The sequence below is a fragment of the Pelomicrobium sp. P1 genome, assembly GCF_052805615.1.
Window position 1 is genome coordinate 123,176 of the sequence record NZ_JBRBEM010000002.1, and the last position, 22,524, is coordinate 145,699.

The 22,524-nt window shown below is 59.9% G+C and carries 30 protein-coding genes; 25 read left to right on the forward strand and 5 right to left on the reverse strand.

The window, feature by feature from the left end:
- Positions 1-40: 40 nt before the first annotated feature.
- Both ACUVYZ_RS02675 and waaC read right to left on the reverse strand, forming a co-directional pair.
- Positions 41-193, reverse strand: a complete 153-nt coding sequence (locus ACUVYZ_RS02675; protein WP_205617066.1) for a hypothetical protein — start codon at positions 191-193, stop codon at positions 41-43.
- Positions 194-307: 114 nt separating this feature from the next.
- Complete coding sequence (gene waaC / locus ACUVYZ_RS02680; RefSeq protein ID WP_439932903.1) at positions 308-1,261, reverse strand: lipopolysaccharide heptosyltransferase I; 954 nt, start codon at positions 1,259-1,261, stop codon at positions 308-310.
- Positions 1,262-1,361: 100 nt separating this feature from the next.
- On the opposite strand from waaC, the gene ACUVYZ_RS02685 reads away from it, so the two are divergent.
- Genes ACUVYZ_RS02685 through rfbB form a run of 4 tightly spaced genes read left to right on the forward strand, consistent with a single transcriptional unit; the run spans position 1,362 to position 3,376 of the window.
- Positions 1,362-1,745: a HEPN domain-containing protein gene (locus ACUVYZ_RS02685; protein ID WP_439933091.1), complete on the forward strand. Its 384-nt coding sequence runs from the start codon at positions 1,362-1,364 to the stop codon at positions 1,743-1,745.
- Positions 1,729-2,073: a nucleotidyltransferase domain-containing protein gene (locus ACUVYZ_RS02690; RefSeq protein ID WP_439932904.1), complete on the forward strand. Its 345-nt coding sequence runs from the start codon at positions 1,729-1,731 to the stop codon at positions 2,071-2,073. Before ACUVYZ_RS02685 ends, ACUVYZ_RS02690 begins: the two co-directional genes overlap by 17 nt.
- Positions 2,074-2,078: 5 nt before the next feature.
- The gene (locus ACUVYZ_RS02695; protein WP_439932905.1) at positions 2,079-2,324 is read left to right on the forward strand and encodes a nucleotidyltransferase domain-containing protein; all 246 of its coding nucleotides are present in this window, start codon (positions 2,079-2,081) and stop codon (positions 2,322-2,324) included.
- The gene (gene rfbB, locus ACUVYZ_RS02700; protein WP_439932906.1) at positions 2,321-3,376 is read left to right on the forward strand and encodes a dTDP-glucose 4,6-dehydratase; all 1,056 of its coding nucleotides are present in this window, start codon (positions 2,321-2,323) and stop codon (positions 3,374-3,376) included. Before ACUVYZ_RS02695 ends, rfbB begins: the two co-directional genes overlap by 4 nt.
- 32 nt (positions 3,377-3,408) lie before the next feature.
- On the opposite strand, the gene ACUVYZ_RS02705 is transcribed toward rfbB, so the two are convergent.
- Positions 3,409-4,083 carry a protein-L-isoaspartate(D-aspartate) O-methyltransferase gene (locus ACUVYZ_RS02705; RefSeq protein WP_439932907.1) on the reverse strand — a complete coding sequence of 225 codons (675 nt, stop codon included), beginning with the start codon at positions 4,081-4,083 and terminating at the stop codon, positions 3,409-3,411.
- A gap of 748 nt (positions 4,084-4,831) precedes the next feature.
- On the opposite strand from ACUVYZ_RS02705, the gene rfbA reads away from it, so the two are divergent.
- The 5 genes from rfbA (at position 4,832) to hepT (ending at position 7,864) form a co-directional block, all read left to right on the forward strand.
- Positions 4,832-5,707 carry a glucose-1-phosphate thymidylyltransferase RfbA gene (gene rfbA / locus ACUVYZ_RS02710; RefSeq protein WP_439932908.1) on the forward strand — a complete coding sequence of 292 codons (876 nt, stop codon included), beginning with the start codon at positions 4,832-4,834 and terminating at the stop codon, positions 5,705-5,707.
- Positions 5,708-6,091: 384 nt separating this feature from the next.
- The gene (locus ACUVYZ_RS02715) at positions 6,092-6,307 is read left to right on the forward strand and encodes a DUF433 domain-containing protein (RefSeq protein WP_439932909.1); all 216 of its coding nucleotides are present in this window, start codon (positions 6,092-6,094) and stop codon (positions 6,305-6,307) included.
- Entirely contained in the window at positions 6,308-6,691 is a 384-nt protein-coding gene (locus ACUVYZ_RS02720; protein ID WP_439932910.1) for a DUF5615 family PIN-like protein, read from the forward strand.
- A 335-nt stretch (positions 6,692-7,026) separates the two neighbouring features.
- Entirely contained in the window at positions 7,027-7,437 is a 411-nt protein-coding gene (mntA, locus tag ACUVYZ_RS02725) for a type VII toxin-antitoxin system MntA family adenylyltransferase antitoxin (RefSeq protein WP_439932911.1), read from the forward strand.
- A complete protein-coding gene (gene hepT, locus ACUVYZ_RS02730; protein WP_439932912.1) occupies positions 7,424-7,864 on the forward strand; it encodes a type VII toxin-antitoxin system HepT family RNase toxin in 441 nt (146 codons plus the stop codon). Before mntA ends, hepT begins: the two co-directional genes overlap by 14 nt.
- A 92-nt stretch (positions 7,865-7,956) precedes the next feature.
- Here hepT and ACUVYZ_RS02735 read toward each other — a convergent pair whose 3' ends face one another.
- Positions 7,957-8,244: a hypothetical protein gene (locus ACUVYZ_RS02735; protein ID WP_439933104.1), complete on the reverse strand. Its 288-nt coding sequence runs from the start codon at positions 8,242-8,244 to the stop codon at positions 7,957-7,959.
- Here ACUVYZ_RS02735 and ACUVYZ_RS02740 point away from each other — a divergent pair.
- Complete coding sequence (locus ACUVYZ_RS02740) at positions 8,221-8,364, forward strand: HepT-like ribonuclease domain-containing protein (RefSeq protein ID WP_439932913.1); 144 nt, start codon at positions 8,221-8,223, stop codon at positions 8,362-8,364. The genes ACUVYZ_RS02735 and ACUVYZ_RS02740 overlap by 24 nt on opposite strands.
- A 168-nt stretch (positions 8,365-8,532) precedes the next feature.
- Positions 8,533-9,081: a dTDP-4-dehydrorhamnose 3,5-epimerase gene (rfbC, locus tag ACUVYZ_RS02745; RefSeq protein WP_439932914.1), complete on the forward strand. Its 549-nt coding sequence runs from the start codon at positions 8,533-8,535 to the stop codon at positions 9,079-9,081.
- A gap of 60 nt (positions 9,082-9,141) precedes the next feature.
- On the opposite strand, the gene ACUVYZ_RS02750 is transcribed toward rfbC, so the two are convergent.
- A protein-coding gene (locus tag ACUVYZ_RS02750) for an IS3 family transposase (protein ID WP_439932915.1) occupies positions 9,142-10,322 on the reverse strand; the annotation gives its coding sequence in 2 pieces (ribosomal slippage) (positions 9,142-10,070 and positions 10,070-10,322; 1,182 coding nt in all).
- Positions 10,323-10,394: 72 nt separating this feature from the next.
- Between ACUVYZ_RS02750 and ACUVYZ_RS02755 the strand changes: the two genes are divergently transcribed.
- From ACUVYZ_RS02755 to ACUVYZ_RS02820, 14 genes are all read left to right on the forward strand, one after another.
- On the forward strand, positions 10,395-10,553 hold the full coding sequence (locus ACUVYZ_RS02755; RefSeq protein ID WP_439932916.1) for a hypothetical protein: 159 nt from the start codon (positions 10,395-10,397) through the stop codon (positions 10,551-10,553).
- A 406-nt stretch (positions 10,554-10,959) separates the two neighbouring features.
- Positions 10,960-11,175 carry a type II toxin-antitoxin system MqsA family antitoxin gene (locus ACUVYZ_RS02760; protein ID WP_439932917.1) on the forward strand — a complete coding sequence of 72 codons (216 nt, stop codon included), beginning with the start codon at positions 10,960-10,962 and terminating at the stop codon, positions 11,173-11,175.
- Positions 11,176-11,359: 184 nt separating this feature from the next.
- Positions 11,360-11,857, forward strand: coding sequence for a nucleotidyltransferase domain-containing protein (locus ACUVYZ_RS02765; protein ID WP_439932918.1), 498 nt, complete (start codon positions 11,360-11,362; stop codon positions 11,855-11,857).
- Positions 11,854-12,282, forward strand: a complete 429-nt coding sequence (locus tag ACUVYZ_RS02770) for a HEPN domain-containing protein (RefSeq protein WP_439932919.1) — start codon at positions 11,854-11,856, stop codon at positions 12,280-12,282. Before ACUVYZ_RS02765 ends, ACUVYZ_RS02770 begins: the two co-directional genes overlap by 4 nt.
- A 573-nt stretch (positions 12,283-12,855) precedes the next feature.
- The gene (locus ACUVYZ_RS02775; RefSeq protein ID WP_439932920.1) at positions 12,856-13,863 is read left to right on the forward strand and encodes an NAD-dependent epimerase; all 1,008 of its coding nucleotides are present in this window, start codon (positions 12,856-12,858) and stop codon (positions 13,861-13,863) included.
- Positions 13,864-14,154: 291 nt separating this feature from the next.
- Positions 14,155-14,982: an ABC transporter permease gene (locus ACUVYZ_RS02780; RefSeq protein WP_439932921.1), complete on the forward strand. Its 828-nt coding sequence runs from the start codon at positions 14,155-14,157 to the stop codon at positions 14,980-14,982.
- Positions 14,983-15,464: 482 nt separating this feature from the next.
- Positions 15,465-16,193, forward strand: a complete 729-nt coding sequence (locus tag ACUVYZ_RS02785; protein ID WP_439932922.1) for an ABC transporter ATP-binding protein — start codon at positions 15,465-15,467, stop codon at positions 16,191-16,193.
- Positions 16,194-17,606: a glycosyltransferase family 61 protein gene (locus ACUVYZ_RS02790; protein ID WP_439932923.1), complete on the forward strand. Its 1,413-nt coding sequence runs from the start codon at positions 16,194-16,196 to the stop codon at positions 17,604-17,606.
- On the forward strand, positions 17,603-18,355 hold the full coding sequence (locus ACUVYZ_RS02795) for an SAM-dependent methyltransferase (RefSeq protein ID WP_439932924.1): 753 nt from the start codon (positions 17,603-17,605) through the stop codon (positions 18,353-18,355). The genes ACUVYZ_RS02790 and ACUVYZ_RS02795 overlap by 4 nt, the downstream gene beginning before the upstream one ends.
- On the forward strand, positions 18,352-19,035 hold the full coding sequence (locus ACUVYZ_RS02800; RefSeq protein WP_439932925.1) for an acetyltransferase: 684 nt from the start codon (positions 18,352-18,354) through the stop codon (positions 19,033-19,035). Before ACUVYZ_RS02795 ends, ACUVYZ_RS02800 begins: the two co-directional genes overlap by 4 nt.
- Positions 19,036-19,040: 5 nt before the next feature.
- Positions 19,041-19,967, forward strand: coding sequence for a hypothetical protein (locus tag ACUVYZ_RS02805; RefSeq protein WP_439932926.1), 927 nt, complete (start codon positions 19,041-19,043; stop codon positions 19,965-19,967).
- Positions 19,964-20,917, forward strand: a complete 954-nt coding sequence (locus tag ACUVYZ_RS02810) for a GNAT family N-acetyltransferase (protein WP_439932927.1) — start codon at positions 19,964-19,966, stop codon at positions 20,915-20,917. Before ACUVYZ_RS02805 ends, ACUVYZ_RS02810 begins: the two co-directional genes overlap by 4 nt.
- 9 nt (positions 20,918-20,926) lie before the next feature.
- Positions 20,927-21,343 carry a sugar 3,4-ketoisomerase gene (locus ACUVYZ_RS02815; RefSeq protein ID WP_439932928.1) on the forward strand — a complete coding sequence of 139 codons (417 nt, stop codon included), beginning with the start codon at positions 20,927-20,929 and terminating at the stop codon, positions 21,341-21,343.
- Positions 21,340-22,458 (forward strand): DegT/DnrJ/EryC1/StrS family aminotransferase, encoded by a 1,119-nt coding sequence (locus tag ACUVYZ_RS02820; RefSeq protein ID WP_439932929.1) that lies wholly within the window; start codon positions 21,340-21,342, stop codon positions 22,456-22,458. Before ACUVYZ_RS02815 ends, ACUVYZ_RS02820 begins: the two co-directional genes overlap by 4 nt.
- Positions 22,459-22,524 lie beyond the last annotated feature (66 nt).

A 22,524-nucleotide genomic window follows, 5' to 3' on the forward strand; every position in this document is an offset into this window, starting at 1 on the left:
GTGAACAGATACATCAGAGCGTTCGTATCTAAGAAAGCCCTCACCGCTCATGCAACTCGTCCCGCGTCCATCTGCGGCCGCCGCGACGGGCACGGGATTCGCGAGCGAGCCGCAGCAGGTCGGACACGGCCTGCTGGCGGGCGGATTCCACCCCGGCGTAACCCTCGAGAAACTCGCGAATGAGCGCGTTCACCGAAGTGCCCTGCTCCAGGGCGCGAATCCGCGCTTTTTTTTAAGCAGGTCGTCGCTCAACGTAATGGTGAGATTGGCCATCGCAGGCTTCTTGTTGGATCCGTGTTACACGGAATCAGTGTATCAGGGCCCAGAGCGCATCCAACACTTCCGCCACCTGCGGCGGCCGCCCGGCCCCCCCCACGTTGAGGGCGCGGCTGCCCGCGTACACGCCCGTGAGTCCCGGGTCTGTCGCGCAATAAATGCCCACCACGGGCCGGTCCAGGGCCGCCGCCAGATGGGTGAGCCCGGTGTCCACGCCGATGACGACCCAGGCCCCCGTCAGCACCGCCGCCAATTCCTCCAGATCGAGCCGAGGCGCCGCCACTGCTCCGGGGATTGCGGCGGCGAGCCGTTCCGCCCGCGCCTTTTCCCAAGGGTTTCCGGCGGGAAGCACACTGGTCGCGCCCCGATCCGCGAGGTGCTTTCCCAACTCGACCCACCGGGCTTCGGGCCACAACTTGTCCTCCCGGCTGGTGGCGTGGAGCAGCACCACGTAGCGCCCGGCGTTCAGCCAGGGAAACCGCCGCGCCGGCGCCTGGATGCCGTAGTCGGCGGGCTCGGCGAGGGCGTAGCCGGCGCAGCGGGCCGCGAGCCGGCGGTTGCGCTCCACTGCGTGCAAGCGCCGCTCGACGCGGTGTGTCTCCTCGTAAAAGGCCGCGGCCAGGGGCTCGCGGGCGCTCGCCCGGTGGAAGCCGCAGCGCCGCCCCCGGGCGATGCGCGCGACCAATGCGCTTTTCAACAAGCCCTGGGTATCGATGATCCCGTCATAACGCTCTTCCCGCAGGGCGGCCCACAGCCGGAGAAGCGCCGACCAGGTGGCCGGCGCGAGGGGCCGGCGGCGCCAACGGCGCAGCGCCACGGGGATGACCCGCGAGACCGCAGGATGGAGCTGCGGGATGGCGGCGAAGCCTTCCTCCACCACCCAGTCGATGCGGCAGCCGGGGTATGCGCGGGCCAGATCGGTGGCGACCGGCAGGTTGTGGACCACGTCGCCCAGGGACGACGTCTTGACCAGGAGAAAACGCAAAGAACACCCCAACACGCCCAACCAAGCGGCGGTAGCCTACACGGAATCCCCGGAAAAACCTAGAATTGACCCTGATTCGACACTTTCCCTCGCGACCTTCATGAGCAACCGCGCCGCGGATTGGTTCAGGCAAGCGGAACGGGATCTGGAACAGGCGCTGGCCTCCCAGCGGGACGGGCGTCACGAATGGGCCTGTTTCGCGGCCCAGCAATCCGCCGAAAAGGCCGTCAAGGCCCTGCACCTTCGTTCGGGACAGGAAGCCTGGGGACACGCAGTGGCCCGCCTGCTGAGCGAGCTGCCCAGGCCAGCGCCCGCGGAATTGGTCGAAAAGGGAAAGGTCCTGGACAATTTCTATGTCGCCAGCGGCTGCGCCCATGGCCACCCCGAAGGGGCACCCTTCGAGCACTACGGCTCCATTCAAAGCGATCAGGCCATCGCCTATGCCCGTGAGATCCTTGAGTTCGTCCGTGCTCGCCTGGCCTGATCGGGCGATCGTCGACCATGCGGTCAGAGACTGGGCCGCAGAAGAAGCGAAGCGCCATCCCGGGGTTTTGCGCATCGGCTACTTCGGCTCCTACGCCCGGGGCGACTGGGGCGTGGGCAGCGACGTGGACCTGGGGGCTGTAGTGGAAGACTCGCCGCTCCCCTTCCATGAGCGCGCTGGCCGATGGAATATCCTCGACCTCCCGGTGCCGGCGGAGCTGCTCGTGTACACCCGGCCGGAATGGGAGCGCCTGATGGCATCGCAGTCCCGCTTCGCGCAGCAGCTCGTGCAGGAGACCGTGTGGGTTTTGTGCAAAGACGCCGGATGAGGTCCATGGATCGGGAGGCGTCCGAACGCATCGTTTCCGCCCTGCCTGCGGCCTGCCAGCCGGTGTATGGAGACCGCCTGCGCGCCTTGGCGCGCCACGGCTCGGTCGCTCGCGGCACCATGCGCCCCGATTCGGGCATAGACCTGTCGATCGTCGCAGAGCCGCTGCCGCCCGCTCGCCGTTTTCGCCTCGAAAAATTCGGCGTGGTCGAAAAGGGATGGTCCCGCTGGCTGGACGAGGCGCGGTCATGATCCTCGTCACCGGCGGCGCCGGCTTCATCGGCGCCAACTTCGTCCTTCAGTGGCTGCGCGAGGTGGGCGAGCCCGTGGTCAACCTGGACAAGCTCACCTACGCCGGCAACCTCGGCAACCTGGCTGAGGTGGTTGACGATCCCCGGCACATCTTCGTGCGGGGCGATATCGCCGATCACCGGCTCGTGCGCGAGCTGCTGGGCCAGTACCGGCCGCGCGCCGTGGTGCACTTCGCCGCCGAAAGCCACGTGGACCGCTCGATCCACGGGCCCGAGGACTTCATCCAGACCAACATCGTGGGCACCTTCCGCCTGCTGGACGAAGTGCGGGCCTACTGGGAGGGGCTCAAAGGCGCCGAGCGGGACCGCTTCCGCTTTCTGCACGTGTCCACCGACGAGGTGTACGGCTCCCTGGGACCGGCTGACCCCGCGTTCTCGGAGACGACCCCCTACGCCCCCAACAGCCCGTACTCCGCCTCCAAAGCCGCCTCCGACCACCTGGTGCGCGCCTACCACCACACCTACGGGCTGCCCACCCTCACCACCAACTGCTCCAACAACTACGGCCCTTACCAGTTCCCCGAAAAGCTGATCCCGCTCATGATCCTGAACGGGCTCACCGGGCAACCCCTCCCCGTCTACGGCGACGGGCTCAACGTGCGCGACTGGCTGTACGTGGAAGACCACTGCGCCGCGATCCGCCGGGTGCTGGAGGACGGCCGGGTGGGCGAGACCTACAACATCGGCGGCGAGTGCGAGAAGACCAACATCGACGTGGTGAAAACGATCTGCGCCATCCTCGACGAGCTGCACCCCTCGCGCCGACCCCATTCGGCCCTCATCAAGTACGTCAAGGACCGCCCGGGCCACGACCGGCGCTATGCCATGGACATCCGCAAGATCCGGGCTGAGCTGAACTGGGCACCCACAGAGACCTTCGAGTCCGGCCTCCGGAAAACCATCGACTGGTACATCGCCCACCGGGACTGGGTCGACGGGGTGACCACCGGGGCGTACCGAAGCTGGATCGACCGCAACTACGGCCGCCGCTGACGCGGAAGAAAGGGCGGTAGGCGCCGACCGCGTCAGAAGTCGGGCGCCCCTTCGAGCTGCCCGAAGCGGACCAGCAGAATCTCCTGGATCGTGACCTTGCCGGCGGCGCTTTTCTCGACCAGCATGAGCTGCTGGCTGTCGGGGAGCCCCGCGGGGATCACCATCCGGCCGCCGGGCTTGAGCTGGTTGATCAGGGGTGGCGGGATCAGCTCGGGCGCCGCGGTCACGATCACCTTGTCGAACGGCGCCTTCTCCGGCCAGCCGTAGTAGCCGTTGCCGACTTTGACCTCCACGTTGGCATATCCCGCGCGTTGCAACCGCTGCACGGCCTGGGTGGCGAGCTCTTCGATGATCTCCACGCTGTACACCTTGCGCGCCAGCTCGGCCAGCACCGCCGCCTGGTAGCCGAGCCCGGTGCCGACCTCGAGAACGGTGTCCCCCTCCTGGACCTCGAGCAGATCGGTCATCAGGGCGACGATGAAGGGCTGGGAGATCGTCTTGTCGAAGCCGATGGGCAGGGGGCGGTCGATATAGGCATAGGGCTGAAGCTCGAGCGGGACGAACTCGTGCCGCGGCACTTTGCCCATGACCTCCATGACGCGCCCGTCAAGGAAGTCCTTGCCGATCCGCTCCTTGGCGAAAAAGGTATGGGCGGCGATATCCACCAGCATCTGCTGGCGCAGGGCCGCAAAATCCTCAGCGCTCATGGGTCGACATCGAAACGTTAGAAAATCGGCTGGGCGAAAGATTCCGTCCTGCCTCCAAGGTTAGGCCATTCGCCAGTTTCAGGAAATCCTTCATCACCGCCGCCAGCCGGCGCCTTGGCGAGGCGTCGGGCAGCGGCGAGACAAGTCCCTTTCCGTGGCAGATGGGCGCAAGCAACAGACGCGCCGGACGCGACCGGGACCCCATCCTCATGATTGCAAATGGTGACTTGACGCCCGCGCTCGTCTAGCCCGGATATTTCACGAGGGACTCGGGAGGATGGCGCGGGGCCGGGCAAGAGAGGTTGCGCGCAGCCGACGAAGCCCGTGGTAGAGCCCAGGGGCGAGGAGCACGAGCGAAAGATGGCCGCCCTGCTCCCCGCCGGAACCCGAGCAGCCCGCCGGGACAAATCGGACTTGAAGCCTCAATCACCAAAACATTGCTCCTTTAGCTACTTGGCTTAATCTTGGGGGCGTCTTCGTGAAATATCCGGGCAAGCGTCCTCCAAATGCCTGACGGGCGCTCGGCCCTCTCCTCCCCCGCTGGGGGAGGAGGAAGAGGAGGGGAATGCCCCCTCCCCAAGGGAGAGGAGGACGTACAATGAGCGCTCCCCACGGGCTCCCTCCCCCCGGGGGGAGGGGCCGGGGGAGTGGGCCCCTCAGGCTCCGCATACGCGACCTCGAGGGGAGCCTGATCCACTCGATACTCAAAAGAGCCCGATACCAGAAGCACTCGAACGGACGATCGATCATGAAGGGAATTATCCTTGCCGGCGGCTCCGGCACGCGCCTCTACCCGGTGACCCACGTGGTCTCCAAGCAGTTGCTCCCGATCTACGACAAGCCCATGGTCTACTACCCGCTCAGCACCCTCATGCTGGCGGGCATCCGGGACATCCTGGTGATCTCTACCCCCCAGGACACGCCGCGCTTTCGCGACCTGCTGGGCTCCGGCGCCCAGTGGGGCATGAGCTTCTCCTATGCGGTGCAGCCCGCGCCGGAGGGGCTCGCCCAGGCGTTCGTCATCGGGCGCGATTTCGTGGGACGGGATGCCTGCGCCCTGGTGCTTGGCGACAACATCTTTTACGGCCACGACCTGGCCGCGCTGGTGCAGAAAGCCGCCCGCAAAAGGAGCGGCGCCACGGTCTTCGCCTACCCGGTCCAGGACCCGGAGCGCTACGGCGTGGTGGAGTTCGACGACAACGGACGGGTCCTGAGCCTGGAAGAGAAACCCAAGCAGCCCCGCTCCCGCTACGCGGTGACCGGACTGTACTTCTACGACAACCAGGTATTGGACATCGCCGCCTCCCTCAAGCCCTCGGCCCGCGGCGAGCTGGAGATCACCGACGTCAACAAGCGGTATCTGGAGCAGGGACAATTGGAGGTGATGGTCATGGGCCGGGGCTACGCCTGGCTCGACACCGGCACCCACGAATCCATGCTGGAAGCCGCCCACTTCATCGAGACCATCGAGCGCCGCCAGGGCCTCAAGATCGCCTGCCCCGAGGAAATCGCCTACCGCCTGGGCTACATCAACGCGGGGCAGCTCGAGGCGCTCGCAAAGCCTTTGGCCAAGAACGGCTACGGCCAGTATCTGCTACGCATCCTCAACGAAAGGGTCTTCTGAGTCTTCCGACAAGGTCCGCTCGCAGGTGCCCTCTTCCCTTTGCGGGGGTGCACCCCGGGCCGTGCACGGGCAGCGGTGGGGATGGGCTCCCTCTCCTTCAAGGGGAGGGCTGTGGCGGGAATGGGTCCCGAAGTCCCGCGCCTCCAGCCCGTAGGGTGCGCCTTGGCGCACCGCTTCGGCGCTTCGGGACCTGCCGCCGGTGCGTTTCGTGTCGCTCAACGCACCCCACATGCCCGTACGGTACACTCCCGCGCACCGCCCCCTCGGCGTCTGCAAGTCCTCGCGCATTCCTTCAATGCGCCGCCCTACCCCACGGACGGCATCCCGCGTTTCCTGAAAATGCCTTGCGTGGCATAATCTTAGCGTTCAGTACGAGGGCCACCGATGTTCGACCGCATCACCTTCGACCCCAACATCATGGGCGGCCGCGCCTGCATTCGCGGCATGCGCATCCCCGTGTCGGTCATCGTGCGCGCAATCGCCCATGGAGCGACGTTCGAAGAGATCCTGGAGGGTTATCCGGATCTCGCTCGCGAGGACATCCAGCAAGCCATCGAGTACGCCGCGTGGCTCACGGAAGAACAAGTCCACGTTCCTTGAATGCCATCGCTGCGGTTTCTCGTTGACGCTTGTGTAGACGTGAGACTCGCGCGCTGGCTGCGCGAGCAAGGGTCTGACGCCACCCATTTGCGTGACGAGGGCCTGCAAAGGCTGTCAGACGAAGAAATATTTGCAAAAGCCATCGCGGAAGGGAGGGTCGTCGTCACCCATGACTTGGATTTTGGCGAAATCGGCGCCCTGACCCACGGAAAAATAGCCAGCGTCATCGTTTTCAGGTTGCATAACCCCCGGCTGCCGCAGCTCATCGAACGGCTGTCGTCCGTGCTCTCGGACTCCACGGAGGCGCTAGGACAAGGTGCCGTTGTCATTGTTGAAGACGCCCGACACCGCATTCGCCCGCTACCCATTGGGGCAAAGCTGTAACGAGCATTTCAGCGCAGTTCCCGTAGGGTGCGCTTGAGCGCACCGTCCGTGAAGTTTCGATACTTCGATGGAGGGTGGCGTTTCGCTCCCGCTCAACGCACCCCACATGCCCGTACGGTACACTCCCGCGCACCGCCCCCTCGGCGCCTGCAAGTCCTCGCGCATTCCTTCAATGCGCCGCCCTACCCCACGGACGGCATCCCGCGTTTCCTGAAAATGCCTTGCGTGGCATAATCTTAGCGTTCAGTACGAGGGCCACCGATGTTCGACCGACTTGCCATCCCCCCGACACCACGTGCGACGATGCCTGAGCCATCCATGCGCGAGACCGGCCAATGCCCGTATACGACCTGGAACGGCTAGCGGATGTTGCGAAGCGCTACGGGCTGCGCTTGGTCGTGCTTTACGGCTCGCACGCGAAGCACCACGCGGGACCCGAGAGCGACCTGGACATCGCGGTTCTCGGTTGCCGGGCGGAAGAATTCCTGGACTGTTACACCGATCTGGCGGAGGTATTCCAGCGCTACTCCCTGGACCTGGTCCGCCTGGAGGATGCCGACCCGTTGTTGCGGCAAGAGATCATGCACCAGGGGATCTTGCTCAGGGGCGATCCGGATTCGTTCTACGAGTACCGCGCCTACGCCTATCGCGATTTCATAGATTCGTCGGATCTGTTCGCGTTGGAGGATCTGCTTTTCCGCAAAAAGATGGCTCGAATGAAAGAGAAGCTCTATGGTTCGGCGTGAGTTCGTCCTCCGCAAGCTTCAACTGATCGCCGAGGACCTGGAGCGGCTGGTCAAGTTCAAGGACGAAACGTTGACGTCGCTCACGGGCGATGCCATCAAGCTGGCGGCTGTCGAGCGGCTTCTCGAGCGGATCATCATGCGTGCCATCGATATCAACGAGCATCTCATCAGCGAGCTCGGGACCGGCGAGGGCCGGTCGACCCGTCTTACCTACCGCGATACGTTTCTGCTCCTCGCCGGCTTGGACGTCTATCCGCAGGAATTCGCAGATCGGATCGCACGCAGCGCCGGGCTCCGCAACATCCTGGTGCACGACTACAATGACGCGGACCGGAAAATCGTCCACGCCTCGATCAAGTCGTGCCTTCAGGATTACCATCGGTATGCCGAATACGTGCGCAGTTTCCTGGATCGTCTCCCAGGCTGAACGCTTTGTGCCGCGCAAGACCCGGTATCCCTTACGGCAGGGCGCGCATCAGCGCGTCGCTAAACAGGGAGCTTCGAGCGCGCGGTCCTGCGCTACTTGGACATCGCACCGGTCATACGAGCCGCGACGAAAGAGGCGTTCGCACCGTGACCCTGAACGCCGATCTTGTCCGCCCGCGCAGCGGCGAGATTGAAGAATCGGTCAAGCGCCTTGAACGCATCAAGACGAGCACGCGCGAGCAATTTCTCCTGGACTAGGACGCGCTGTACATCGCCTGTTACCGATTGCTCGTGGCCATAGAGGCCGCCCCATAGCGCTTTGCTATCGCATTTCTTCGAGAAACCTGCATAGAATATGTGGAACGCTTTCGACAGCTTCACGAGGCCGGCATCATTGCGGCACAGCTCGCGGAGCGGCTAAAGCGCATGGCTAGCTTCAGGAAGCTACTGGTGCATATGTACCGGAAAGTTGACTACAACTGCGTTTGCCATGTGCTGTAGGAAAATCTGGCCGATTTGCGCGCGTTTTGTGCGGCGGCCGTTCGTCTCGTTTGACAGCGTTGCGCGAAGCGAATCGAGAGCAAACGCAAGGCCAAAGCTGGCGCGCTTGCCAAAAAAAACGGCAACGGCCTTCTCCGCCCGCTGTTTCCTGAATAAGCGGGCGTCCCGATGAAAATCCTCCCCACCGAAATCCCCGAGGTCCTCCTCATCGAGCCCAAAGTATTCGAGGACGAGCGCGGCTTTTTCTTCGAGAGCTTCAACCAGCGCGCTTTCCGCGAGGCGACCGGCCTCAACCCCGCTTTCGTGCAGGACAACCACTCCCGTTCATTCAAAAACGTCCTGCGCGGGCTGCACTACCAACTCCCGCCCAAAGCCCAGGGAAAGCTGGTGCGCGTGGTGGCCGGGGAAGTCTTCGACGTGGCGGTGGACTTAAGGCGCCGCTCCCCCACCTTCGGCCGCTGGGTGGGCACCCGCCTCTCGGGAGAAAACAAGCGCATGCTGTGGATCCCCGAGGGCTTCGCCCATGGCTTCCTGGTGCTCTCCGAATACGCCGATTTTCTCTACAAAACCACCGACTACTATTCCCCCGAGCACGAGCGCACCCTCGCCTGGAACGATCCCGCGATCGCCATCCGCTGGCCCCTTGAGGACAGGCCCATTCTGTCCGTGAAAGACCGCACCGGCCAGCCTCTGAAAGAGGCAACGCTTTTTGATTGATGGAGCGGAGGAAGAGGCTATTGAGCTTCCCTCGGTTTTTCGTCTTCCAAAGGGCGGGGTTCATGCTACCAATTTTTCCTGATGCTGCTGGCTGATCCAATGCTCCAGGAATTGCACGGGCGAGCGGTAGCCGAGGGTCGAATGCAGCCGCTTCCGGTTGTAGAACACCTCGATGTACTCGAAGCTGGCTGCCTGCATGTCGGCATGGCTGGCGTAGCGAACGCCATGCACCCGCTCGTTCTTGAAGCTGTTGAACCAACTCTCGGTCGGGGCGTTGTCCCAGCAGTTGCCCTTGCGGCTCATCGAGCAGGTCATCCCGTATTCCTGGAGCTTGTCCTGGAAGGCGTGGCTGGCGTACTGACTGCCGCGGTCCGAGTGGTGCAGCAGGCCCGGCGCCGGCCGTCTGCGGAACCAGGCCATGGTCAAGGCGTCGGTGGCAATGTCCGCCGTCATGTGCGGTTTCAGGGACCAGCCGACGATTTCCCGATTGAACAAGTCCATGACGATAGCAAGGTACAGCCAGCCCTCGTCGGTCCACAGGTACGTGATGTCCGACGTCCACACCTGATTCGGCGCCGTCGGCATGAAGTTGCGTTCGAGCCGGTTTTCCGCCACCGGCAAGCCGTGCTTGGAGTCCGTCGTCACCTTGTAGCGCCGCTTGTGGCGTGCCCTGATGCCGTGCTCTCGCATCAGCCGTTCCACCCGCTCTTTGCTGGCCGGGAAGCCGCGTGCCCGCAGTTCCCGCACCATGCGCGGGCTGCCATAAGCGCCTTTGAGTTCGGCATGGATGGCGCGGATCAGTGCCACCATCTGGGGGTCCGACAACCGTCGGCGCTCCGGCGTGCCGCCCCGCTTCCAGGCCCGGTAGCCGCTCACGCTCACCTCCAAGGCAGCGCACAGGTCCACCAGGGCGAACTGCTGCCGATGCGCATCGATCCAGGCGTACTTCACAGCGCATCCTTCGCGAAGTACGCCGCCGCTTTTTTTATGATTTCCAGCTCCCGCTTGAGCCGGAGGTTCTCGGCCCGCAGCCTCGAGAGCTCCATCTCCTCCGGCGTTACCGCCTTGCCGCTGGCCCCGGCGAGCTTACCCGCTGCCGCCGCCTTGACCCAGTTGCGCAAGGTCTGCTCGACCAGCCCCAGTTCCTTGGCCACGGCCGAAAGCGGCTGCCCGCCCTGCACCCGCTTGACCGCCAACTCCTTGAACTCCAGCGTGTATGCCTGCTTCGGGATCTTCTTCATTCTTCCGTCTTCCTCCAGAGTAACGTCATCTTACGTCACCCTTGGAAGACGAAATTCCGGGGGAACCTCAAAGTGTGCAAAATCTGGGGCAATGGTGAAGATATGAAGAAAGAGAACATTACGCCTCGGTTGGACCGCGACCTCATCCGCAAAGCCAAAGCGGTCGACGCGATGAGGAAGACGTCGGTCAGCCCACTGTTAAGCGAAAAGCTCGAGGAGATCGTCCGCTAGGACGAGGAATCCAAACGGGCAAAGCGGACTGCCTTTGCCGATCTCGATCAGGGTTTCCACTTCGGCGGCAGGCAAAGCGCGACGCGCGAGGAATTGCACGAACGATAAAGTATTCCTAAATACTACGAACGTTTTGATCTGGACATACGACCTGGTGCTGGCGCAAAACACAGTGCGGCCGCAGAGCGGCAGGGTGCGCTTTAGCGCACCGCCCTATATTCTCGATTGTTCGACCGAGCTTGTCGGTTTGAGCGAGCCCTTTCCCTTGGGGAAGGGAAACGCGGGCGGTGCGGCAGAGGCCTGCTTCCCGTAGCTCTTCGTCAAGCAGCTATCTAAACCTCGATAGCAAGAAGCAAGAAAAAGCATGGAATGTGTAAAAATATTCCAGACAGGACAAGGAGGTATAATGAAATGCGCTATTTGTAAGCATGGGGAAACAGCGCCGGGATCGGTCACCGTAACTCTACAGCGTGGAGACACAATTGTAATAATGCGAGACGTGCCCGCCGCGGTGTGCCGGAACTGTGGCGATTATTACCTTGACGATGCGGTCGCAGCCAAGGTTTATCGAGAGGCCGTGGCGCGCCGCACTGAGGTCGAGATACTTCGCTACGCGGCATAGAATTAGGCCGGTTCTTAAGGGTTACATAACCGGGATCTGGGAATGCTCTCCCCAGCGGAAGGCGCCAAGGGCAAAGCGGGCATCCCGCGGATCCCCCTCTCCCGTCGAGAGAGGGCTTGGATGGAAGACTGGCGAGAGCACCCTCTTGTCGCAAAGTGACGCAAAGCTCAGAAAGTGATCCGCCGTGATCGGGTACCGCGAAGCATTTGAACGAATCATCGCCGCGCTCCCTGCCGCTTGCGAAGCAGTCTACGGTAGCCGGCTGGTGAGCCTCGCCGTCTACGGCTCGGTCGCGCGCGGCACCATGCGTCCGGATTCCGACATCGACCTGTTGATCGTCGCCAAGCCTTTGCCCCCGGGACGCATGGAGCAGGTAGCGGAGTTCGAGGCGGCGGAACGCCTGCTGGCTCCCGCGCTCGCACAAGCGCGCGGGCGGGGCGTCCATACCTTCTTCTCGCCGGTATTCAAGACCCCCGAGGAGCTGCGCCAGGGCAGCTTTCTTTTTCTGGACATGACCGACCAGGCGCGCATCCTCGTCGACCGCGGCGGCGTGCTGCGCGCCTATCTTGACGACCTCGCCGCCCGCCTCAAGACCATGGGCGCACGACGGGTCTACAAAGGCGGCGGCTACTATTGGGTGCTCAAGCCGGACTACAAACCCGGGGACCGCATCGAGCTATGACGACCGACGAGCTGGCGGCCGCTTATTTCGAGAAAGCGCGCAAACGCATCCGGGTACTCGAGGTGCTCCTGGAGCAGGAGGCGTACTCCGACGTCGTGCGGGAGGCGCAAGAACTCGTGGAGCTGGCGCTCAAGGGCATGTTGCGCTGGGTGGGCATCGACCCGCCGAAATGGCACGATGTGGGACCCATTCTGTTGGAAAACCAAGACTTTTTCGCTCCCGAGTTCCGCCCGCGCCTCCCCCGGCTCGCGGAGATCTCGCTTGCGCTGCGCAAGGAACGGGAGCTTGCGTTCTATGGCGATCGGGATTTTATACCGACGCGAGTCTACAGCGCCATCCATGGGCAACAGGCATTGTCGGACGCCCGATTCGTGGTGGAGTGCATCGGACTATTCGAATCGCTGCACCGCCCGCAGTCCTCGTAGGGTGCGCTTCAGCGCACCGCCTGAGGCGGCTCCTTGTACCGCTAACGGTGCGTTTCGCTGGTGCTCAACGCACCCTACAAGCTGCTCTGCGCCCACAGGCACCCATCCCCCTCCCGGCCTCCCCCTTGAAGGGGGTGGAGCACAGAGGGTCGTGGGAGTGTCGGGGTGGGGATAGGGCTCCCTCCCCTTCAAGGGGAGGGTTAGGGAGGGGATGGGTCTCCTCCCCTTCAAGGGGACGGAGCGGGGGTTTCGCGGAGCACAGCTCTCTCGCCCGTGGAGCCGGCCCGGCCTGCCTGCCGGGCCCGTGGACGGGTCGGGGTGGGGATGGGGCTCCCTCCCCTTCAAGGGGAGGGTCGGGGTGGGGATGGGTTTGAAGGTTTGACGCTCCGCCTGCCTATACGCTTCACCCCACCCCTCCTCGCCTGGTCGCCCTGTGCTGCAAGCGTGCCAGGAGGCACATCGACCCGGACGTTGGGGTAAAATCCCGCCTCTGTCATCCAGGGAGGCCTGCTTGGCGAAGCCTGGGGCCCGGTAATTTCAGGCCGGCGCCCCGCGGATAGCCGATTCTCCAATATGCACATCCTGATTACGGGCGCCGCGGGATTCATCGGCGCGGCGGTCGCGAAACGACTGCTCGACCGCGGCGACTCGGTCTACGGCATCGACAACCTCAACGCCTACTACGATGTGTCCTTGAAGGAAGCCCGCCTCGCGCGCCTGCGCCCGTACGAGAACTTCGTCTTCCAGAAGCTCGACGTGGCGGACCGGGCGAGCATGGCGGAACTCTTTGCCACCCATCGTTTCGACGGAGCCCTTCACTTGGCCGCCCAGGCGGGTGTTCGCTACTCGGTCGAGCACCCCTATGCCTACGTCGATGCCAACCTCGTCGGCTTCGCCAACGTGCTCGAGGGCTGCCGCCACGGCGGGGTGGGGCACCTCGTCTTCGCCTCCTCCAGCTCGGTGTACGGCGCCAATACCAAGCTCCCGTTCTCCGAACGCGACAACGTCGATCACCCGGTGTCCTTGTATGCAGCGACCAAGAAAGCGAACGAGCTGATGGCCCACAGCTACGCCCACCTGTATGGCCTTAAGTGCACCGGGCTTCGCTTTTTTACAGTCTATGGACCCTGGGGCCGCCCGGACATGGCGCTTTTCAAGTTCACTTCCAAAATTCTGCGTGGCGAACCGATCCAGGTCTTCAACCACGGCCGCATGCGGCGGGACTTTACCTACATCGACGACATCGTGGAAGGCGTCGTCGCCATCATCGATCGGCCGCCTTCGGGCGATCCCACGTGGAGGGGCGATGCGCCCAATCCGGCGAGGAGCTACGCCCCTTACCGGATCTACAACATCGGCAACAGCAAGCCGGTCGACCTCATGCGATACATTGAGGTCCTGGAATCGTGCCTCGGGAAAAAAGCCGAGATAGAGTTCATGCCGATGCAACCGGGGGACGTGCCCGCGACGTTTGCCGACACCACCGCCCTCCATGAAGCGGTCGGGTTCAAGCCGGGCACGGAGATCGAGGTTGGCGTCGCCCGGTTTGTGGACTGGTACCAAAGCTATTACAGGGCGTAGCGTGCCAAGAAAACCCATCCTGCTTGGCTCTGCATCCCCGCGCGACAAGAACACTCACCGGCCGGTTTCCGCCTGTGCTGCCGCTACACCTCGTCCACAGAGTGGATATAGGATCGGAGAAATGTGAAGGGTATTTTGAGACGTGGATATCACACTAAAACCTGTTTTGAAATTACCTTAGCAGGATGACAATCCTAGCGAGTTCTCTGAGACAGAAAAAGTTCGCCGCATGGTATTCCCAGTGCACGAGAAGCCGACGTAGCCATTGTAGCCATGCAAAAAAGAGCCCTCATGCTCGATTTTCAGAGCGACCTCAAGCGGTGTGAAATGCCTGCTACAAAGTTTTTGAGATTTTGGCACGAACTATACGATGCTCGATTTATTCTGCGCGAACTAGTTCGACAGCAGCTTATCCTTCGGTATCGGCGAACCGTTTTCGGCTATTTCTGGACGTTATTTAACCCCCTGCTAATGATGTCGGTGACAGCCGTGGTGTTTTCCACCATCTTCAAGATGGATCTGAAGACCTATGCAATCTTCTTATTCGCCGGGATGATCCCATTCACCTATTTTAGCAGTACGGTCACCCAGAGCGGGCAGGCTCTTATCGGGAATGAGGGACTGATTAAGAAGATTTATATCCCAAGGCTGCTCTTCCCTTTAAGTATTGCAATTGCCCTGTTGATTGACAGCACCTTGACCGCGATTGCGCTGTTAATAATCATATTCGTCATCGGCGGTACGCCGACCACTGCACTACTTTTCATTCCGTTGGCGTATTTGTTGTTATTTTTTTTCACCTTCGGTGTAGCGCAGATCATGACAATCTGCACGGTATATTTCCGCGACCTCCAACACGTGGTCGGAGTCTTGATGCAGGCGCTTCTTTTTTTGACTCCAGTTTTCTACAAGCCGGAAGCGTTGACGGGAAAAGTGACATGGATCATCGCACTCAATCCTCTCACGCAATTCGTCGAGTTGTTCCGGCGCCCGATCTACGGTGGCGAGCTCCCGCCGGTAGAAACGATCTCAGCGGCGGTGATCCTTTCTGCCGCGTCGGTAGCTATCGGCCTGTGGTTTTTCCACAAGCACGAGAACACGGTCATATTTAGGCTCTAGAAGCCGTCTCAAAAATACCGAGCAACTATCTGTTCACAATTAAGACGTTTCGTTAACCTTAGCGCATCCTCATAGCTGCGTCAGGAGACATGAGCAAAGGGAGCGAACCGATGGATAAGCAATAGGCGGTGATCGAGCCGCTGTTTCCGGAGCTTAAGCCACGAGAAGACGCTCGAGGCAGGCGGATGAAAGACGCGCGAGCCGTCTTCGACGGAATGCTGTGGATCCTGCCCGCGGGCTCGCGAAGCATCGAGGTGATTACCCTGCATCTTAGCGATCGCAAGCGCAATCGCAGGGTGAACAGCTCTTGCACCGCTACAAGTGTTCTTGGAAGGTTGGGCGCTTGTTCGCCTGGCTCGGCAATTTCCGTCGTGTAGTCCATCGCTGGGAATACTGCGTCGCCAACTTCGCCGGCTTTGTCCGTTTCGACTTCATCGTCATCCTGCTGCGAAACTATTTTTAGGATGGGTTCTAGATAGAGTATGGCGAAAGTTATCGTAGACGATCTGTCGCTCAGGTTTCGTGTGTATCACGAATGGGCAACCTCGGCAAAGGAATATTTTGCGAACCTGTTCCGACGGCGCAAACGCCAAGCATATTCTGATTTTTGGGCGTTGCGAGAAGTCTCTTTTGCTGTCAAGGATGGAGAGCGCGTGGGAATCGTCGGACGTAATGGGGCAGGGAAGAGCACGCTGCTCAAGACAATATGCCGAATCTACGAACCTACCGCCGGAAAAGTGACGGTGAATGGGCGAATTGCGCCACTGCTAGAGATAGGTGCCGGCTTTCATCCTGAGTTTACCGGGCGCGAAAACATTTATTTTAACGGCACCATCCTCGGCTACAGTAAGGAGCAAGTCCGCGCGATCGAAGAAGAAGTTATTAGTTTTGCTGAGCTAGAGGAATTCATAGACACGCCAGTGAAATACTATTCAACGGGCATGTATATGCGGCTTGCGTTTTCGCTCGCTACGGCCGTGCATCCGGATATCCTGGTGCTCGATGAGCTGTTTGCCGGCGGGGATGCAGAGTTCGTAAAGCGAGGCAAGGAGCGGATGTACCGAATGATTGATCGTGCAAGCGTGATGATTCTTGTCTCGCACGACGAAAGCTTGCTCCGCTCCCTGTGCAGCCGCTTTATCTGGCTTGATCACGGGCGGATCGTCGCGGACGGTAATGTGAGCGTGCTCGATCGCTATATGAATGCCTGAATGGATACGGGACTACACTGGGCACGGCGGCTTTACCGGCGGCATCTTGCGCGCTATGGCTGGGCGCGGAGGCTGAAAGGGATCGTCGTTAAGGCCTGGGTTAAGGCCTGGTTCTGGTATTTGCATGTCCGCCATGTGATGACATGGCGGGTTCGGTATAAAGCACACCTTGTAAAGCTCGCCCTGGCACAGCGCGCCTTCATTCGTTCTCAGACCTTCGCAAGAATTACCAACCGTCCGTTATCTGGAAGTACGGTATTTTTCTCGCTGCAACCTCTCGCATTATATCGGCAATCTGCCTACTCGAGGGTTTTTACCTTGGCACCAGCTGAATCCGTGGAGCTACGAATGCCTTACGTGTATCCAGCATCGTACCGGGATCGCTTTCACCGCCAATCCTGGCGGACAGCGATTCCGGCAGTCGAGGCGGTGGAAATTTCAGGGGCTGAAGTTATGGGGCGATGCGAGTTCGTGTTCACGCCGCAGGGTGCCATTCATCATGATTTGTATGATTTTCGGGTGCACCTCGCTGGAGAAGAGATGCACGGCCTGGTGAGTATCGAGACCAAGAATGGGCTATTGGTGCGCTATGTCAAAGGCTGCGCAAACGCCGAGGTTGAGGGAGCGATTCCCCTACTCGGTTGGCCAGCCGCGAACTATGTGCATTGGCTGACCGAATATCTGCCTAAGCTCGCGCTCGTGGACGAGATCCCCGAGCTGGCTGATCTTCCCTTGGTTGTCGACGCCAATCTGCACCCTAACATCCTCGAATCCCTGCGTCTCTGCAACGTTCATAATCGCATGTTAATCACCCTTTCGCCTGGCGAGGTCTTGCGGCTGAAACGCGCGATTTTCATAACGCCGACGGCGTATGTGCCTTTTGATCACCGGTCCGCTGCCGAGGTGGAGCGAACCGGCATAACCCCTGACCGAGCAGTCTTTGTTCCGCGCGCAGTTCATGCATTACGCACCAAACTATTATCGGCCCTAACGGAAAGAACTGATGCGGGCGCACGCAGACTGTTCCTTCGGCGAAACTCGCATTTCCGACAAATGAAAAACGCTGAAGAAGTTGAAAGTCTGTTGCGCGCGCGCGGCTTCTGGGTCGTCGAGCCAGAACGCTTATCGTTCGCGGAGCAAGTGAAGCTTGTAGCCACAGCGGAGATAATCGTAGCCCAGGCGGGTGCTGCGCTCGGCAATATGCTTTTCGCACCTCAGGGATGCCATATCGTCATCTTGTCCACTTGGTCGCCATACAGCAACTATTACTATTTCTCCAATCTGGCTTCCATCCTGCAACAACATTGCTTTTACGTCTTGTGTGATGTTGACGGGCAGGAGGAAGGAATACATCCTGCGCACCGCAGCTCAGTTGTGGATATACAGCTTCTGGAGGGGGTGATCCGTCAATGACGCGCAAAGTTTCGTTTAACGATTTGACATATGATAAGTTTCGCGAATTGGCGAGACGACAAGACCTCAGCCGCCACGAAAAGGTCGGATTCCCAGATGAGTATCGTGAAGGCAAGGAAGAATGCATTTTCGCCGACGTGCGACGCAAACTGAAAGCCTTGAGCGATAATCAGAAAACCATCCTTGAGATCGGGCCAGGGTGCAGCAAGCTGCCATTGATGTTGATCGCATTGTGCGAGGAACGCAGTCACCAGCTGCACTTCGTTGACAGCCAGGAAATGCTTGACCAATTGCCGAACAGGGCTTGCATACACAAGTGGCCAGGTCGCTATCCAGGGGAGGTCGGACCTTTATTTGCACAGTTCGAGGGTAAAGTTGATGCGGTTATCGCATATAGCGTGATCCAGTATGTATTCCTCGAAGGCAACTTGTGGGATTTTCTCGATCGCAGCTTGGCGCTGCTCGCAGAGGGCGGGGAGCTTCTATTGGGTGACATTCCCAATATCACAATGAGAAAGCGTTTCTTTTCCAGTACCGCCGGTGTTGAGTGTCACCGGCGCTTCACCGGACGAAGCGAGCCACCCGAGGTGCCCTTCAACAGGCTAGAACCCGGCCAGATGGACGACTCGGTCGTGTTTGCCATGCTAGCCCGCGCACGCGCGCAAGGCTTCCATGCATGGGTACTGCCCCAGGCTGACGATCTTCCCATGGCCAATCGTCGTGAAGACATTTTGATACGGAGGCCATGATGAGCATGAAACCACGCAAACTCGTCATCGTGGGCGATTCAGCGTTCGCTGAAATTGCCAGGGAATACTTCGACGTTGATACGGATTACGAGGTGGTATCTTTCACCGTGGAGTCCGGACATTTAAAGCGAAACACGTTTCAGGGTTTGCCTGTTGTATCCTTCGAACAGGTGGAACGCCTATACCCGCCCAGTGATCATGACATCTTTGTCGCGATCACTTACACCCAGCTCAACCGTCTACGAACACGCCTTGCGCGCGCTGCAAAAGACAAGGGTTACCGCCTCGCCACCTACATCAGTCCGCGGGCCTTCGTCTGGCGCAATGTCGAGGTGGGAGAACATTGTTTTATATTCGAAGATAACACGGTGCAACCATTTGTCAGGATCGGGAATAATGTGGTGCTTTGGAGCGGCAATCACATCGGGCATCATTCTGTGATCAAAGATAATTGCTTCATCGCCTCCCATGTAGTGATTTCCGGTTTCTGCGAAATCGGGGAAAACAGTTTCCTCGGTGTGAACAGTACGGTCGCTAACAATCTCACGCTCGGCCGCGACAATTGGATAGGACCGGGTATCACCATCAGCCGATCCACGGAGCCCGGTGCGTTGTTCGGCGCGCCTGAATGCCTTCCGTCCAAGGTTTCTTCCTTGCGGTTTTTTAAGATCAAGGAGTGACAGCTGTGCAATGGCGCAAGCTGGGTCTCGTCTACCGGCCCGATGGCAGCCAGCCTTGGGCGAAATCGCATGCCATGGTTCCAACTCCCGTGCGCCTCAGTAAATCGGTGGTGCGGGTGTTTATCACGCTCTGCGATGAACGAGGTATTGGACGCCCTGGGTACGTCGACGTTTCGGCGGAGAATCCGACCCGAGTCATCGACGTCGCTCGTACACCGCTTCTCGACATTGGTGAGCCCGGCACTTTCGACGAAAACGGCGTGCTTGTGTGTTCCGTCGTCAGCGAGGGGGGCGGGCGATGGAAAATGTACTATGTCGGTTTCGAGCTCGGCACTAAAATTCGTTATCGACTGCTCACCGGGCTCGCCCAGAGCACCGATAATGGACAAACCTTCCAGCGTGTCAGCCGAGTCCCCGCGCTGGAGCGCAGCGACAGCGAGCTGTACTTTCGAGGTGGACCCTGCTGCCTGCTTGAAGATGGCCGTTATCGCCTCTGGTACGTAGCGGGTAGCCAGTGGGTTGACATTGGCGGCAAACCGATGCCCGTCTATGACATTCGCTACGCGGAGTCCAGAGATGGCATCCATTGGCCAGCGGAGGGGTCAGTGCAAATTGCGGTCACCCAACCGGATGAACATGGTTTCGGCCGGCCTTATGTCATCCCAAAACATGGTGGCGGGTATCGCATGTTTTATTCGGTGCGACGCAAGTCGTTGCGTGCTTACCGGCTCGGCTACGCAGAATCCGCCGATGGAAGGACATGGCGACGCATGGACGACCGACTCAATCTGGATGTCACATCCGGAAGTTTCGATTCGGAGGCGATCATGTACGCCGCGCCCATCGAGATCGATGGCAGATTATACGTTTTTTACAACGGCAACGATTTCGGACGGGATGGCTTTGCGGTCGCCGTCCTTGAGCAGGAATGAGCCTTCTGCTGCGTCTTTACCAATCCTCTGATGAGGCCGCGTGGGATGCTTTTTGCGCCCTAGCCCACCAGGCGACCTTTCTTCATACGCGCCGTTTTCTTTCCTACCATGGAAACCGTTTCCAGGATCTTTCCCTCATCCTCGAGGACTGTGGGCGGTGGGTCGGATTGTTTCCAGCGGCGCTTCATCCCGAGGACGCCCGTTGCGTGGTGAGCCACCCCGGAATTACCTATGGTGGACTCTTGCACGCAGGCTCGCTGCGAGGCGAGCGAGCTATTGAGGCCTTTGCCGCGATTCGGGACTATTTTGCCGCGCATGGCTATTCCAGGCTCGTGTACAAGGCTGTGCCAACGTTCTATCACACTACTCCAGCCCAGGATGACCTCTATGCCCTGTTCAGACTTGGGGCTACCCGTGTTCGGTGCGACTTGAGCTGCGCCATCGATCTTGCTCGTCGCCTTCCACCCAGTGAACGGCGAAGGCGGGGACAAAGGAAAGCATTACGCAGCGGCGTTGAGATCCGCGAGGGCTCGGGATTTCTACCAGCGTTGTGGGAAGTGGTGATGGATAACCTGCAGCGCAAGCACCGTGTCTCCCCGGTGCACACCGTAGCTGAAATCACACTGCTAGCGGAGCGTTTCCCCGATAACATCCGCTGCGTTGTAGCGCTTTGCGCCGGGGAGCTCGTCGCAGGTACCGTGATTTTTTCCACGATGTTGGCGGATCATGCTCAATACATCGCCTCCAGCGAAAGAGGATACGAAGTCGCCGCGCTCGATGCCGTGTTCGAGCATTGCATCGCCAATGCGATCAACAACGGCAAGCGCTGGTTCGACTTCGGGATCAGCACCGAAAACAGCGGCCTCGTCCTGAATGAGGGACTTTACCGCTTCAAGTCGGAATTTGGTGGCGGGGGCGTCATCCATGAGTTTTTCGAATTGGCATGGTAGGGCACTATTGTGTCGATCAAGGACTGCCGAATCATCGAGCTGCCAAAGATCCAGGATAACCGTGGAAATTTAACGTTCATCGAAGGCGGCCGTCATGTCCCCTTCGAGATTAAACGCGTCTACTACTTGTATGACGTTCCTGGCGGTGCAAGCCGAGCTGGTCATGGACACAGGAAACTGCGCCAATTGATGATCGCGATGTCTGGCAGTTTCGACGTGACCCTAGACGACGGAAGAGAAAGGAAATTGTTTCATCTGAACCGCTCTTACTATGGACTTTACATCCCGCCGATGCTCTGGCGCGATCTTGATAACTTCTCTTCTGGTGCGGTTTGTATGGTGCTCGCTTCGGATTATTACGACGAGGGCGATTACTTCCGGGACTATGATGAATTTCTGCGCGCTGTCCGCGAAGCAGCCTCATGAGGATACCCTTTCTAGACTTGAAAGCGATTCACCAATCCGTAAGGCCAGAGCTCGAGGCTGCCTTCCGGCGCGTAGTCGACTCAGGCTGGTTCGTCCTCGGGCCCGAGCTCGAAGCCTTTGAGGCCGAATTCGCAGCGTACTGCAGAGTAAGGTATTGCATCGGCGTTGGTAATGGCCTAGAGGCTCTGTACCTGATCTTGCGCGCCCATGGTATCGGCCCGGGCGATGAGGTGATTGTGCCCGCGAACACTTTCATCGCGACCTGGCTCGCTGTCTCACAATGCGGTGCAACACCTGTCCCTGTCGAACCTGATCCGTCGACCTACAATATCGATGCAGCGCGAATCGATGCGGCAATCACACAACGGACGCGCGCCATCATGCCGGTGCATCTCTATGGTCAGCCCGCAGACATGGATGCGATTATCGCTATTGCTGCGAAGCACGGACTCGCCGTCATTGAGGATGCAGCGCAAGCGCAAGGCGCACGCTACAAGGGCCGTCCTACGGGATCGCTCGGTCATGCCGCAGGGACTAGCTTTTACCCCGGGAAAAATATAGGTGCGCTCGGTGATGGCGGTGCCGTGCTAACTAATGACGCGGAAATCGCAGAAAAGATTCGGCGGCTTCGTAATTACGGTTCTGAGATCAAATACAAGCACGAAATGATCGGTCACAACTCACGCTTGGACGAGCTTCAGGCGGCACTGTTGCGGGTGAAATTGAAAATGCTAGATCAATGGAACCAGCAGCGAAAAGAGATTGCTAAAATTTATTTTTCCCGGCTGGCAGAGCTTTCTATCGACCTTCCCCACGTTCCCAACTGGGCAGATCCAGTTTGGCACCTCTTCGTGATTCGGTCACAGCGACGGCATGCACTCCAATCCTTCCTGGAAGCGCACGGTGTGGGGACGATGATCCACTATCCAACTCCGCCCTACCGACAGCCATGCTACGCCGAGCGAGCATGGGGCGAATTCCGCATTACAGACACGCTTTCATCAGAAATTTTGAGCCTACCGCTTTATCCAGGCATGAGTGAGGAACAAGTGTCTTACGTTGTCGAGACCATCGAAGCATTTGTCAATTCGGCATCTCGTGTTGGATCCGTGTGAGTGTTTTCCGGCAGGATTAGCTCTGTAGTATCTCCTGGGGAGCTTGATGCTGAATGGTGGGAATCT